The organism is Fibrobacter sp. UWB3 (genome assembly GCF_002210405.1).
GTDB lineage: Bacteria > Fibrobacterota > Fibrobacteria > Fibrobacterales > Fibrobacteraceae > Fibrobacter.
The window spans coordinates 100,606-115,191 of sequence record NZ_MWQJ01000011.1 but is presented as its reverse complement, the minus strand read 5'-3'; the positions used below and the strand labels follow the sequence as shown (position 1 = coordinate 115,191).

General features: G+C 44.3%; 9 protein-coding genes. 2 read left to right on the top strand and 7 right to left on the bottom strand.

The window, feature by feature from the left end:
- Window positions 1–59 precede the first annotated feature (59 nt).
- Entirely contained in the window at window positions 60–1,889 is a 1,830-nt protein-coding gene (gene glmS, locus B7991_RS12345) for a glutamine--fructose-6-phosphate transaminase (isomerizing) (protein ID WP_088631092.1), read from the top strand.
- 91 nt (window positions 1,890–1,980) lie between these two features.
- On the opposite strand, the gene B7991_RS12340 is transcribed toward glmS, so the two are convergent.
- Both B7991_RS12340 and B7991_RS12335 read right to left on the bottom strand, forming a co-directional pair.
- Window positions 1,981–2,571 (bottom strand): hypothetical protein, encoded by a 591-nt coding sequence (locus B7991_RS12340; protein ID WP_088631091.1) that lies wholly within the window; start codon window positions 2,569–2,571, stop codon window positions 1,981–1,983.
- A 383-nt stretch (window positions 2,572–2,954) separates the two neighbouring features.
- Window positions 2,955–6,650, bottom strand: coding sequence for a UvrD-helicase domain-containing protein (locus B7991_RS12335; RefSeq protein ID WP_088631090.1), 3,696 nt, complete (start codon window positions 6,648–6,650; stop codon window positions 2,955–2,957).
- Between the two features lie 617 nt (window positions 6,651–7,267).
- Here B7991_RS12335 and B7991_RS12330 point away from each other — a divergent pair.
- A complete protein-coding gene (locus tag B7991_RS12330; protein WP_088631089.1) occupies window positions 7,268–9,265 on the top strand; it encodes a ScpA family protein in 1,998 nt (665 codons plus the stop codon).
- A gap of 19 nt (window positions 9,266–9,284) precedes the next feature.
- On the opposite strand, the gene B7991_RS12325 is transcribed toward B7991_RS12330, so the two are convergent.
- From B7991_RS12325 to B7991_RS12305, 5 genes are all read right to left on the bottom strand, one after another.
- Window positions 9,285–10,133 carry a TIGR02172 family protein gene (locus tag B7991_RS12325; RefSeq protein WP_088631088.1) on the bottom strand — a complete coding sequence of 283 codons (849 nt, stop codon included), beginning with the start codon at window positions 10,131–10,133 and terminating at the stop codon, window positions 9,285–9,287.
- An 11-nt stretch (window positions 10,134–10,144) separates the two neighbouring features.
- Entirely contained in the window at window positions 10,145–11,002 is an 858-nt protein-coding gene (locus B7991_RS12320; protein WP_088631087.1) for a TIGR02172 family protein, read from the bottom strand.
- Window positions 11,003–11,237: 235 nt separating this feature from the next.
- Window positions 11,238–12,074 carry a zinc metallopeptidase gene (locus B7991_RS12315; RefSeq protein ID WP_254917968.1) on the bottom strand — a complete coding sequence of 279 codons (837 nt, stop codon included), beginning with the start codon at window positions 12,072–12,074 and terminating at the stop codon, window positions 11,238–11,240.
- A 107-nt stretch (window positions 12,075–12,181) separates the two neighbouring features.
- Entirely contained in the window at window positions 12,182–13,363 is a 1,182-nt protein-coding gene (locus B7991_RS12310; RefSeq protein ID WP_088631085.1) for an ABC transporter permease, read from the bottom strand.
- A complete protein-coding gene (locus B7991_RS12305) occupies window positions 13,360–14,571 on the bottom strand; it encodes an ABC transporter permease (RefSeq protein WP_088631084.1) in 1,212 nt (403 codons plus the stop codon). The genes B7991_RS12310 and B7991_RS12305 overlap by 4 nt, the downstream gene beginning before the upstream one ends.
- Window positions 14,572–14,586 lie beyond the last annotated feature (15 nt).

Here is a 14,586-nt window from a genome sequence, read left to right as displayed (position 1 = left end):
TCTTTTTACCTTTACTTTTAGTATATTTTCCGCTGACAATTGAAATATCAGGAATTATTATGTGCGGAATTATCGGATATAATGGGAAAGGGGAAGCATTGCCAGTCCTCGTTGAAGGTCTTAAAAAAATGGAATACCGAGGCTATGATAGCTCAGGTGTCGCTGTCATCGAAAACGGCCAAATAAAAGTTGTCCGTGCATCCGGAAAAATCAAGGCTCTCGAAGACAAATTAAAAAACGCCCCGCTCAAGGGTTCTGTTGGTATCGCCCACACGCGTTGGGCCACCCATGGTGCCCCCACCGAAACAAACGCACACCCGCACACAAGCTATGATGGAAAGATTTCGATAGTCCACAACGGCATCATCGAAAACTACGCAAGCCTCAAGGCGAAGCTCATCTCCGAAGGTATAGAATTCAAGTCCGAGACCGATACCGAAGTCGTAGCCCACCTGATTGCCCGCTATTACAATGGCGACCTCAAATCCGCCGTACTCAAGGCTCTCAAGCAGATTGAAGGTACATTTGGCCTTGGCGTTGTCTGCAGCGATGAACCGAACGTTTTGATCGGTGCCCGTCGCGGAAGTCCGCTCATTTTGGGTATCGGAAACGACGGTGATTTCTACCTCGCCAGTGACGTTTCCGCCATCATCAACCACACGCAGAAAGTCGTTTACCTCGATGACAATGACGTTGTCCAAATCAAGGATGGCGGCTATTCCATCGTGAACATGAGCAGCCACGAAGTGCAGCGCGAAGTCCAGGACGTGGAATTTGACGCCGACGCAGTCGCCAAGGGCGGATTCCCGCACTTCATGCTCAAGGAAATTTTCGAACAGCCCGAAGTGTTGCGCAATACAATGCGCGGTCGCTTGCTCACCGCCGAAGGTAACGCAAAGCTCGCCGGCCTCGACACGAACATCAAGGAACTCCGTAACATCAACCGCATCATCATCACGGCCTGCGGCACGAGCTACTATGCAGGCATGGTCGGTGAATACATGATCGAAGACTTGGCCGGCGTCCCGGTCGAAGTCGAATACGCTTCGGAATTCCGCTACAGAAACCCGATTATCAAGCCGGGTACGCTCGTCATTGCCATCAGCCAGTCTGGTGAAACCGCAGACACGCTCGCCGCTCTCCGCGAAGCCCAGCAGAAAGGCGCAACAGCACTCGCCATCTGTAACGGTGTCGGTTCGACGATTGCACGCACAAGCGATGGCGGCGTTTACTTGCACGCCGGTCCAGAAATCGGCGTGGCTAGCACCAAGGCATTCACAAGCCAGGTCACCGTGCTCGCCATGATTGCCCTCTTGCTCGGCCGTCAGCGCAGACTCAGCTTTGAAACGGGCGCCGACATCGTGAAGGACCTCTTGGAGCTCCCGGATCTCGTGACCGAAACGCTCAAGCTCTCCGACAGCATCGCCGAAATTGCAAAGACGCTCTGCAAGGCAAACAACTTCTTGTACCTCGGTCGCCACTTCTGCTACCCGGTCGCCATGGAAGGTGCGTTGAAGCTCAAGGAAATCAGCTACATTCACGCCGAAGGCTACCCCGCTGCAGAAATGAAGCACGGCCCGATTGCCCTCATCGACGAAAACATGCCGGTCGTGGTCATCGCCCCGAAGGATTCGCTCTTCGACAAGATTATCAGCAACATCCGCGAAATCAAGGCCCGCGGTGGCAAGGTCATCGCCGTCACGACGGAAGACTGCCACCCGCTCGACGAAATCGCAGACCACATCATCACGGTCCCGAAGACCCGCCCGATGCTCATGCCGATCCTCACCTGTATTCCGCTCCAGTTGCTCGCCTACCACATCGCCGTGTTGCGCGGAAACGACGTGGACCAGCCGAGAAACCTCGCCAAGAGCGTAACGGTGGAGTAAGGGTAATTCGGAATTAGGAATTTCCAAAGCGCAAACCCCTCCCTGACGGGAGGGGCTTTGTGCTATATACAAGCTCACCAGAAAGTCAGATTCAATACCGAGGCAAGAAAAATCCCTTAATACATTCTTTATTACGAACACACACTTGGATATGATTCTTATCTCCAAATTGAGTTCCCGGATAAGCTGGAGCTCCTTCAGTAAATGCACCGCGAGCAGTATCAAAATAAGGAATATCTTCGGCAATATCCCTTAAAGAATGCAAATGTTCTATCAAAAAACAATCCAAATACCTTAGAACTCCACTAGGATTTGGTTTTCCTTTTAAATCCGTATTTTGTGGTATAGGCGCCCCCATTCGCTTTAGATCTATGAGAAATTCAGGATAATCTTTAGAAAGCAATTCAATAAAATGCTTGTCTGTCAAATCAAGACATTTTTCCAGCGTATAGACGACGCCAATTGCAAACGGTTCCTTAAATTTCGGATAATGATTACTAGCCCAATCTAAAGCTCTATCGTAGTTATTTTCCCACACATAGAATCCATGACCAAGCCATTCATAATCATGAGCACTCATGTGAATGCGATTAGGATGAAGAATTAAATCTATCCCCACTTTTTTTTCGCAACCATGAAATCCAATATATAAATTAGGACGGTCCAAGTAGATATCGTCCATAAAAAGGTCTATCCTTTAGGCGTTTGAGCCTGGATACACCTACGATAAAGAGCAGTCATTCTGCCCGTTTTAGTAAGGATACCCGCTCTTTGCAACCGTCGAAGAGCGGCCTCCCTTGAGTGATCCATCGTTTCGATGGCATGTAAAGTGTCTTTTATCAAATTTTCAGTCATAATTATACCTCTATGCCATAAATATACAATAAGGGAGAATAAGCAGTCAAGAGGGCGTAATTTCGGGGAAAAGCACCCTCATACCACCGAAAAAGGCACATTTAGAGAGTTATACCGCAAAAAAGTGCTTATAATTCTCTAAATCTCATATTTTTTAGCACATTTAGAGAATTATAGCGAGGTTTTTGTTGGATAGGGGAGAAAGCACAATCAATTACCAAACCGATTCCAAATCAACTTTTCCTTATATTCGCAAGCAGGGTAATTAGAACACCCAACAAAATAATGTCCATTATAGCCTTTCCGCTTTACAAGAAAACCACCACAATTAGGACACACTTTAGGGCTTGACAATATTGTCACGTCTCTTTGTGTATAGTGACACCGCGGAAAATTAGAGCACCCCACAAAAGTTTTTCCGTCATGTTCAACTTTCAACAAGTCTCCCGTTTTGCAAACTGGACATTTTGTCTGATTTTCGCTTGTTCGTTTTCCTGTTGATTTGAAGAATACTGATGTAGATTCCGAAAATTCCTTAAAAAAAGGCGATGGATTCTTGTTGTCCACAAGAACATAGGTTCTATTTTTTGTTCGAGTAATAGCAACATAAAACAAACGGCGTTCTTCCGCAAATCTATAATCTTCTGCATTTGTAAGGACAAAATTCAAAACAGGATCATCAATTATCTGATTCGGGAAACCGAGTTTGTCATTTCTAAAATTCAGAAGAATAACATTGTCTGCTTCCAATCCCTTTGATTTGTGAACAGAAAGGAATTGTATCGGCAACATCGGATTTTGAATGAACTCTAATGCATCAACACCATTTTTCCTAATTTCTCGGAATAATCCGGTATTTTTTGCTATTTCTATATCGTAATTTGTTCTCCCTAAAAGCAAAACAGAAGAATTCGTTCCAAAATCCAAAGCAATTTTATTGATTATCGTCTGCAAAGCATTTCTCGGATTATCATCGAATCCCCAAAAAACAAGGGGATAATCTAATTTTTTATCAGAGAGTAAACTTTTCTTGAGCTGAAGCGGATTTTGCAAAATAAAACGCGAAGCTTCATCGATCAGCTTTTGCGAATTACGATAAGTTTTCTCAATTTTTAATATTTTCGTTTTTCCAAAATACTTTTCTATACCAGTAAATAACGAGATATCGCTACCGGCAAATCGATATATAGACTGCCAGTCATCCCCCACACAAAATAGCTTCGCTTTTGTTTTATCGACAACCGCTTTCAACAAATTAAATCTAGCCTTCGAAATATCCTGATATTCATCAACGATTACATATTTATACAAAGGAATTTTGCAACCACCATTAACATTTTCTGTAGCATCATTTATCATATCTGAAAAATCAATCGATTTATTTACTATTAAGTATTTTTGATATTCTTCTAATATTACTCTTATTATATTCAAAAAGGTATAGTTTCTTCTTTTTGAGAAACAATTTTCTTCCAACGAAAGCCAATCAGTCCAATTATCAATCGTTTCTACAGTATAATTATTAGATTTAAAAAGCACAATAAATGTTTCGCATAACTGTACAAATTCAGAGAAAAACTTATTCGTTTTAGAAGCATAAACAGTATTGAAAACATCCATGAAGTCTCTTGACTTCAAAGCAATTCCATTGTGTTCTAGAAGTCCTTCAAGTTTTTGCAAGAGTATACCTTCTAAATTATAATACGAATAAGTTTCAATCAGTCTGGTATTATTCTGCTTATGAAACTCCCTTTTCCATTCAATCCCATCTAAATATTTTTGAGCTTCAATAGGAGAAAGCCACGGAACAGTATAATTTCTTGTTATTCCAAAATGTTCCAAATAAATATCGTAATCTTTCAAATAGAAGTCTGGTCTATACCCTTTTCGTAAAGGATCCTGACATTCAAACGGATAGAGTTTTTCATATTCGTAATCAACACCGTTCAAAAAAAGAAAATTTGCGATTTGAACTTCTTCGAGGCTTTTAACTTTTTCATTTTTTAAAGTTGTATGATTCTGCGCTTTCTTTATTTTTTCTTCACGAATATATTTCTCTTGATCATATTTCGACCTTAGCGTTTCTAAGTCTATACTTTTTTCAGCCTCATACAGCTCGCCCAACGACGAATAATCTTCCATATTTTTAGGGATATCAATATAGTACGCAAAATACTCAATTAAATTCTTCACTAATTCAGGATAATTTACAAGCTCTTTCTCAAAAAAATTATGTATAAATCCTTCAAATAGAGATTTATCAAGAACATCAGGCCTTTTTCCAACAGCACATTCGATTATATCAAGTCCCAATTTGTGAAAAGTCATCGATTTAACAGGGATTCCCAACTTTCCCTGAATCCTATCGGTCATTTCTTTAGCAGATTTTTTCGTAAACGAAATAAGCAGAATTTCTTCTGGATTTATATTTTTTACATCACATAGATACTTAACCTTGCCTGCAATCGTTAGCGTTTTTCCACTACCAGCTCCCGCAAGCACAAGAATTCTATTTTCATCAGTTACGACAGCTTCTCTTTGTTGTAAATCCAAAGACTTGCCATCTATGTTGGAAAAAAGAGAATCATACTTTTGGCATTCCTGTTCAACAAACGACTTGTTTGCTTTTTTTATATAATTAGAAAAGTCCCTATAGATTGTTTCAAAAAGCTTTATTTTCTCATATTCTTCATCATTCGATTTCAAATCACAAATTGCAACATCTCGAGACAATTTTTCCCACTTCTGGCGAAACATTTCTCCATCATCATCCGTAACATAATGACTTGTCAAGAAAACAAGTTCATCAAGAAAAACGTTTACACACTGTAAAAGCAATTTGAGATGTTCCTTACGTTTAATTTCTGCATTAGATTCTAAAACAAGCCTTGGAAAAACATCATATTTACTTTTAAATTCTTCCAATTTTGCATATGCTCTTACTTTTGATGAAATCCGACTGTACCCTTGCAATTCAAAATACAATGCTTGGTATTTACGAATAAAAGCATCTTTTTCTTCATCCTGAATATAATGACTAAATAATTCATCAAATTCTACTGAAAAGGCATCAACTTCTTTTAATAACTCTCTACACCTGATTTCCACATTCGATTCTAAAACAAGCCTTGGAAAATTTTCGTATTTACTTTCAAAATCTTCCAATTTTACATATGCTTTTACCTTTGATGAAAGTCGTCTGTACCCTTGCAATTCAAAATACAACGCTTGGTATTTACGAATAAAAGCATCTTTTTCTTCATCCTGAATATAATGACTAAATAATTCATCAAATTCTACTGAAAAGGCATCAACTTCTTTTAATAACTCTCTACACCTGATTTCCACATTCGATTCTAAAACAAGCCTTGGAAAATTTTCGTATTTACTTTCAAAATCTTCCAATTTTACATATGCTTTTACCTTTGATGAAAGTCGTCTGTACCCTTGCAATTCAAAATACAACGCTTGGTATTTACGAATAAAAGCATCTTTTTCTTCATCCTGAATATAATGACTAAATAATTCATCAAATTCTACTGAAAAGGCATCAACTTCTTTTAATAATTCTCTACACCTGATTTCCACATTTGAGTCTAAAACAAGTCTTGGAAAATTTTTGTACTTCTTCTTAAAATCTTCAAACTTTACGGAATTACCTACTTTTGACGAAATACTACTATATCTTTGCAACTCATGATATAGTGCTTTATACTTAAAAACAAAAGCATCCCGTTCTGCATCCTGAATATAGTGATCAAAGATGTCATCAAATTCAGCAAAAAAAGAATCACATTCTTCTATGAAACTCTCTATTTTTTTTTCAAATTCTTTAGCAAGTCGTCTCCGACGAACTGTGTAAAAAACAACAAACAAAACAAGCAATACAATTACTAAAACATACATGCTTAAAAATTCCAATGGAGGGTTAAAGATTTTTCTTAGCGAGCATTCATCTCTTTTTTATAATAATCAATAGATATCATCATGTATTTTCATATTTATTTACGCACACCCAAATTTATATAAAAACAAACAACAGATAAAACAAATAAAGGACGAAAAAATCCCCTAAGTGCCCCACTTATTTTCCCACATCGTGAAAAAATGGTCTTTTGATCAATGGTAGACGAAATTAGCCGAATAGTTCGAACTATCAAGAAATACTAGACTGTTCAAACGCCAAATAAGAGTAATATGCAATTTTTGCATTTTACTTTTTCAAACAACAACCGGATATTTCCCCAAAAGTGACATTTTTTACGAGATTTTGGGAAATTATCCATCAAAAATAGCCGATAATTCCCCAAATCTCAAAATTTTAGTAAGATTTGGGAAATTATGTATTCAAAAAATGGAAATCGCAAATTGCGATATCCATGCTTTTTTCCAATTATTTTCGATCTTTATTGGACATTTAATGGACATTTTATTGGACTTTTTATTGGACATTATTGGACATTTCCACAATAGCGCATGATAATTCGCCTAGCTCCCCCGTCTAATTTCTATATTATCGTTCAATGGTTGATTCCGAAGTTCTTGAACAAGAAGACTACGAAGTAAAAATCGGTTCGTTTAACGGGCCGATGGATTTGCTCGTCTATCTCGTTCAGAAAAAGGAAATGACGCTGGACCAGATTCCCATTGCAGAAATCGCAGACGACTTTCTCAAATGGGTGAACGAGTATTCCGAAACGGACCTTTCCAAGGCGGGCGACTTCTTGTTCATGGCAAGCCGCTTGATGGCGCTCAAGGTGCAGGAGCTGCTCCCGGCCGAAGAACGCGATCCGGAGATGGAAGAGGAATACAACGAAGACCGCGAAAAGCTCATGAAGGAAATGTTGGAATACCAGCGTTTCAAGCAGGTCGCAAGTGGTCTCCAGGAAATGGAAGCGAAGAACTTCGGAACGTATTCCCGTGGGCGTCTTGAAAAGACGCAGAGCGACGACGATACGCTCGCCGACGCAAACATCTGGCAGCTTTTCCGCGCCTACCAAAAGAGCTTAAAGACAAAGATTTCCGAGACAATCCACCATATTGAATTGGACTACGTGACCATTCAGGACCGTCAGCAGGCCATCAACAACTTCTTGAACGTGCATGGACGTGCGCTTTTTGAAGACTTGCTCGACAACGATTCGCACCCAATTGTCGCGGCGGTGACGTTCATGGCTATGCTCGAAATGATCAAGACGGACGATATCGTTTTCCGTCAGAGTGAACTTTTCGGACCAATCTGGATTTACCGCAAGAAGAACAATCCCGAGTACGCCGATGAAATGGCGCACGAGACCGTGTTCTTCAGCAAGGATCCCGAGGTCAAGGCGGGGCTTGTGGAAACAATCCGCAGCCAGGCAATCGCGCGTTCCAAGGAAAAGAGCGTGGGCGACCTTGCCGCTACGATGCGCGAAGCCGTACTTTGGACGGAACGCGGCAGGAACGTTACGGAAGAAGACCTCAACGCGATGTTGGAAGGTCGCGAAGATATTTCCGAAGTGCAGGACAATCCGTTTGCCGACATGATTGCAGAAGCGGACGCCGCCGAAGGTGCTCAGCAGGCTGCAAGCACCCCCGCTGGAGATGCACAGCAGCCCACAACTTCAGCAGACAACGCAGAAGCCGCGCCAAGTCAAGATTCCGCACCTGCAAATGACAACGCAGCGGCCCCGGTCGAAAATACGGAAGCTGTTTCGGCTCAAGAAGCTGCGCAGTCCGCAACTTTGGAAAGTGCAGAAATGTCCACTAGCGAGGACGATGCCCCTGTACTGAGCAAGAGTTCAATTCCTGAATTCGGCGTGAACGACGATGACGATTCTGAAGAACGCGCCCACACATTTGAGCCGGTCGACGAACCAATCGAAGAACTTGAAGAAGACGAACCCGCCGAAAGTTCGGACGACTCCAGTGCAGAAAGTTCATTCCAAGGTTTGAACGAACAGTCAGTTCAACAGATGAGCGACGAAGAGTTCGCCGCCTTTATGCAGAAGGCACAGGCATTCTACAACAACGCAAGTTCTGCGCAGTCTAGCAATACGCAATCAGCAACAAGCTCAACGCAGTCAGCATCAACAACGGCACAGTCAAGCGTTGCTCAGCCGACCTCCGCGGCATCTCGTAGCACGTCCTCTTACAAGTCCAACGATTCTTACAGCAGTTCCAGCAAGAACTCTTGGGATGAGCTCGCACCGGCAGCAGTTCAAACGGTTCAAGAAGAAGAACCAGAAGAAGACCGTTATTCCTCTTACAGTTTCGGCAACGAAATGACGGACGAGGAATACATCGCCTATTTGAACCGCAGCGCCCGCGCAAGCCGTAAGGAAGAATCGAAGCCGGCGGCAGGTTCCGAGAAGTCCGCAGCATCCACAAGCGCGGCTCCCGAGAAACCCAAGAAAAAGTCCTTCATGCCCGAAGACGATGAAGGCGGAATGACCGATGAAGAATACCAGGCTTATCTCGCCGAACATGGCGACGATGATGACGAAGAAGGCCCCGTTGTCTACGGAGCCGGTAAGGATTAATTCTTCGTTTACCTAAAATTTATCCAAATAATTTAGCGATATACGGGTAGGCTTCATCCGGCAAAGTGAAATGCTTTGCGATATAGAACATATAAGGAATCTTGACTGCTGCAAACGGCAAAATCCGTTTCGTGGCTTCCGCGATTTTCTGCGGGTCCGTCGTTCCCAAATAAGCAGGGAAGAAAATATTCCAATGAGCCAAAAGATTTTCTTTACTCATGTGGAAAACAAGATCCGCCTTTTGCTCATCCATTCTGTGCGTCATGCTCCACAACATCCCCAAATCCCAACCAGGGTCACCATAGCCGAAATCGCCCATATCAATCCAAAGCGTTCGCTTTCCATCGGTAATGACATTGCTGATTTGCAAATCGCCATGAAGACAATACGGAGTATCGGGAACCGTATCGATAAAAGCCAAGGCCTTTTGCTTGTAAAAGTCAGGAACTACAGCCTTTTCAAGATAAAAGCGACGGAATTTTTCCTTTGTTGACACAAGCTTCGTCGTATCTGCTTTCGTCGAATGGAGTTTCTTAGCCATCTCTGCAAAAGTCAAAGAAAGCTCTTGCAAACGACCCGGCTCTTCTGAAATAATTCTCGAAAAAGAGCGTTTGTTCCGGATAAGTTCATATTCAGCACCAAAGCGTTCGCCATCCGTTATCAAGCGAATTGGTTTTGGAGTCGGGACTCCCAAATCAAAAGCTGAGCAAGATGTCAAAAAATCTTTTTTAGCACAGTCCGCTTCGAATCCGGGGTGATAAAGTTTCGCAATCGTATCGCGTGTCTTGTGCGTGTACGAGATTGCAGTCGCACCTTCACCGGTCGCTACATAATCATCCAAATTGATTTTTTCAACTTCTTCAGACATAACAGCCTCTCTTAATAAAACTTTTCGACCAGGGAATGAACCAATCCTGCAAACAACTTCTTATAAGCTTCAGGAGTCGGCATCAAGATTGAACGGATACAAGCATCCAAAGGAGCAAACTTGCCAGCAAGAGCAGTGAAGGCGAAAATGTCCTTATTCCCCGTGTAGGCCTCAGCAAACGCATTCCAGAAGTTTTTCAACTGTTCCTGCGACATGTGGAAAATTTCCTGCGCTGCCGGGAACTGAGAATAAACTTGGCAAGTCATGAAAAAATGCCCTATATCGAACATTGGCGAACCGTGACTAAACCAGCCAAGATCAATCCAATAAGGTTTACCGTCACCAGAAATAATCAAGTTACCCATCTGGAAATCACCATGCAAGCAGGTTTTCTCGTCTTCTATACTCTGAACAAACGCCCGCATTTTTTCTCTATCATCATCTGCAACAAAATCAGACGCATCGATACCCTTCAGGGCAAGATCCTTGCGGCTTGGGAAAAACTCCGTATCGCAAATCGTCGCGTGCAGTTGCAGGCCCAATGAAGCAAGCAACTTAGCCATTTCACTGATACGAGACGGTTCATCGGAGCAAATACGCGAAAGCGATTTCTTCCCCTTAATGATTTCTACAAGCTGACCGTAACCATCCCCCACGCGCACCATATCGAACATACGAGGAGTCGGGATTCCCAAATCAAAGACATGCTGGGCTGCATCACGTTCTTGCTTTACGGTCGCCTCATCACAACGAGGCGGGTTATTCACTTTCAAAAGGAAATCAGGATGACCGGGATGCACATAAGTTTTCCCGTTACCGCCCTCGCCCACCTGCGTCCAGGTACTAATATCAATATTCTGGTATTCCATTTTTGCTCCCTAGAAAATGTTTCTCCTTATAAAGATATCGCTTTTTCTTTAGAAAAGGACAAAAAGAATTTAGCTGATACTCCAAATTATTCAATATTGGCGAGTTATTATTTGATATTGGCGAATTTTGCCGCAAAATCAGTAAAAAAAAAGCCCCGCCGAAGCGAGGCTTAAAGGAGATTCCGGCTCGTCCCCGTCAAGCGAGGACAGGTAGGCCGAAATGACAGATTGATCGTTAATCGTCGCGGCGACCGCCGAGGAGCCCTGCGCGGTATGCCCAGTAGAGCAACTGCAAGATAGACGAGATTGCTGCGGCGACGTACGTGAGGCCTGCGGCAAAAAGCACGCCAGAGACGGTATTGTATTCGCGACCTGCGGCAACAACCTCCATGCGGGCAAGAGCCTTCTTGGCTCGTGCCGAAGCGTCAAATTCTACAGGCACGGTCACAAGCGTAAAGAGCGTTGCAAGAGCAAAGAGCACCACGCCGACAACCGCGAGAGATTGACCAAGCGCCTTGCCCATGCCCATCAGCATAATGCCGATAATCACAAGCCATGGTCCGAGATTAGAACCGATGTTGGCGGCAGGCACAATGGCAGAACGGAGCCACAGCGGGAAGTAACCTTCGGCATGCTGGATAGCGTGACCAACTTCGTGAGCGGCAACGCCTGCGGCACTTGCATTGCGGCCGGAATAGACTTCGGGCGACAAGTTAAGCGTCTTGTTCAGCGGATTGTAATGGTCCGAAAGGAAGCCCTGGTGCTTGAGGATTTTCACGTCAGTAATGCCAGCTTCCATGAGAATGGCCTTGGCGACATCGGCACCGGTGAGGCCGCTAGAAATCGTTACTTTTTGGCCAGCGGCAAAGCGCTTCTTAACCAACAGGGAAACGGCGCCCGAAAGCACGAGCGTCACCACGAGGATCATCATGTATAAAGGATCGAACATCATAATTTTTAGTTCCTTGTTATCAGCAATGTCACTAGATGGGGCAAGCCCCAACCTCTTTGGCTCGGTTATAACCATGCAAGCATGGTTGCCACACTCGCCTTTCGAGGTTGTCTTCGGCATTCGCCTCAGGATGACGACATGCGGTATTTTTCACTATTCAATTTACAAAAAGAATGGCGAAAGCGACTGTGATTTCGTCACTCTTTTTTGCTTATTGTCGCCGATTTTTACATGTCACCGGTGGTGAACTTGCTCTTGTCGCGCAAATGCGTGAGGAACATGCCCAGCACGAAGTAGATGACCGCCTGTATCGCTAGCAGATAAAGCTTAGGCGCCACATCGTAAATGTCACCGCCCATCTGTTCAATCGAGAGCCATGCGGGTACGGCAAACGTACTCGGCAGAATGTACGAAAGCCCCACCATCCAGCTCGGCATCAAATAGCTCGGCCAGCTAAAGTTCGCAAGGAACAAGATTGGGATGGAGAGGTTCAAAAACAGCTGCATGCTCGATTCACGGTGCAAGAACACCTGCGAGAGGCACATGCCAAAGTTGATGACCGAAGCAAGGAACACCACTGCAAAAATCATCATCGGCAAGAGTTCACCACGACGCGGGAAGTCGAACAAGTTGTAGATGAAACAATGGTAGAACAAGATGAAGCAGCAATAATGCAAGAAGTACGCAAGCGAACGCCCTAAGTAACGGTACGGCATGCTTTCATTTTCGACTTCGGAATAGCGCTGGTTGCGGCGGAAACGGCGATGCCCGCGAGCGCCACCAAGCACGCAAATTCCAATCACAAGGGACTGTTGCAAAATCAGCACGAGCACACTAGGAACAACATAATTAGAATAGCTTCCCGTGTTGTTGAACATCGTTTGTATCGATAACGGCATCGGGTCGCGCATTGCCATCGCCTTTGCTGAAGGCACCTTCTTGCCAAGCGCAATGGCCTTCACTTTGCTCACCGCACCGACCGTCAAAGCACACGTCGAGAACGCCGTTCCAATCGTACCGTGGAGCATCACGTAGGCGCCATGCGTAAAGATGTTTATCTTGGTCGACTTCTTGTTGAGCAAATCATGTTCCATGTTCTCGGGAATGACCATGAAACCGAAAATGTCTTCGCGAGCCATTGCAGATTCGGCTTCGAGCATGTCATTATAGACAGCCTTGACTTCGACCTGTTGCGTTGCCGCAGCCATTCGCGTGAGTTCGCGAGACTTTGCCGAATGATCCAAATCCACTACAGCCACAGGAACTCGCGTGACCGTCTGGTTCACGTATGCCGTCGGGTAGTAGAACGCATAGAGGATGCCTGCAACCACGAGCAACAATACTGCAGCCGGGTCCGTTACAAACAATTTCCATTCTGTCAAAGTAACTTTCAAAAGACGACTAATCATTTGCGCCTCCTGATTTTTTTGAGCAAACCTTTGAACAGCGAATCAATAGTGACAACATCCTCATCTTCAACAACGACAGGAATCTGGGAATCATGCTTTAAGCGGTACTGCCAGCGGAGCAGCATTGCAAAGCTTCCAAACAAAGTCCAGAACAAAGCCATGCCTCCCATAAGCTTGATGACGTTCCAGGATTCGGCCATGCCGACATCGCCAAGGAGCATCATGGATTGCACACGGAGCACGTGAGTGAGCGGGAGTACAAATGCAAAGCAGCGCACCGCAAAAGGCATTGCCATCACGGGGAACGTCTGGCCGGCAAATGCAAAAGCAGGGCCGCCGATCACGCCAGAAACGCCAGTTGCAATACGCATCACGCCAGTCACGCCCACAAAGGCCATGCCCGCACCAACACAGCAAATCACCATCAAAAGTTGCGCCACGGAGACCATCACAAATTCTTCAAAGCCCATCGGCATAAGCATGCGGTGCGTGTAAGCATAGCAGCCCATGTATTCGAGCCAGAGGATAATCACCGCCGGGACAAATGATGCAATTCCAAGCGTCACCCAGGAACGTTCGGCATAGTTGTAAAATTCACGAACGCGCTTGTCACGAAGCGGGAACGAGGCAATATACACAGCCACGAGCATTCCCGCCAAATGGAACATTGCAGACAAAAGCCCAAGTGCCAAAAATCCCTGGTAATTGCCTTCGATGTTACCGACTGAATGAATCTCTGTCTTGACCGGATCATCGAACGAAGCTGTAAAGAGGTCCGAGCCGATACTTGTGATAACCGCACGAATTTCCTTTGTCGCAAACATGTTTGTGAGGTAGTTCTGGCCGCTAGAATAAACAGGAATCACAGGCGCTTCGAGACGCAAAGCACGGCGTTCCAAATCTGTCGGGAGAACAATAAACGTCTGCAAGTCGCCGCGAATCACCGCATGTTCGCATTCGCTCATGTCATGGCAATTCACCTTGACATCGAGCACGGGGCTCGACTGGAGCGCGCGTTCCAAGCGGTCTGCCAATTGGCTATGGTCCTGCTTGAGAATGCCTACCGGAATGTGCTGTACAATTTCATTCGAGAACATTTCCAGCATGAACACGGAAACGCCTACGGGGAGCACCGCAAGAATCATCCACAAGACTAGCTTGTGGCCAAAGTAAATCTTCCCGATTGTCTTTAAAAGACCTTTCAGCACGATAACCTTCTATCT

Excerpts from the sequence above, each read along its gene's own strand:
- B7991_RS12310 (WP_088631085.1), bottom strand. The coding sequence starts at position 13,363 with ATGATTAGTCGTCTTTTGAAAGTTACTTTGACAGAATGGAAATTGTTT.
- B7991_RS12330 (WP_088631089.1), top strand. The coding sequence starts at position 7,268 with ATGGTTGATTCCGAAGTTCTTGAACAAGAAGACTACGAAGTAAAAATC.
- B7991_RS12335 (WP_088631090.1), bottom strand. The coding sequence starts at position 6,650 with ATGTATGTTTTAGTAATTGTATTGCTTGTTTTGTTTGTTGTTTTTTAC.
- B7991_RS12320 (WP_088631087.1), bottom strand. The coding sequence starts at position 11,002 with ATGGAATACCAGAATATTGATATTAGTACCTGGACGCAGGTGGGCGAG.
- B7991_RS12340 (WP_088631091.1), bottom strand. The coding sequence starts at position 2,571 with ATGGACGATATCTACTTGGACCGTCCTAATTTATATATTGGATTTCAT.
- glmS (WP_088631092.1), top strand. The coding sequence starts at position 60 with ATGTGCGGAATTATCGGATATAATGGGAAAGGGGAAGCATTGCCAGTC.
- B7991_RS12325 (WP_088631088.1), bottom strand. The coding sequence starts at position 10,133 with ATGTCTGAAGAAGTTGAAAAAATCAATTTGGATGATTATGTAGCGACC.
- B7991_RS12315 (WP_254917968.1), bottom strand. The coding sequence starts at position 12,074 with ATGCCGAAGACAACCTCGAAAGGCGAGTGTGGCAACCATGCTTGCATG.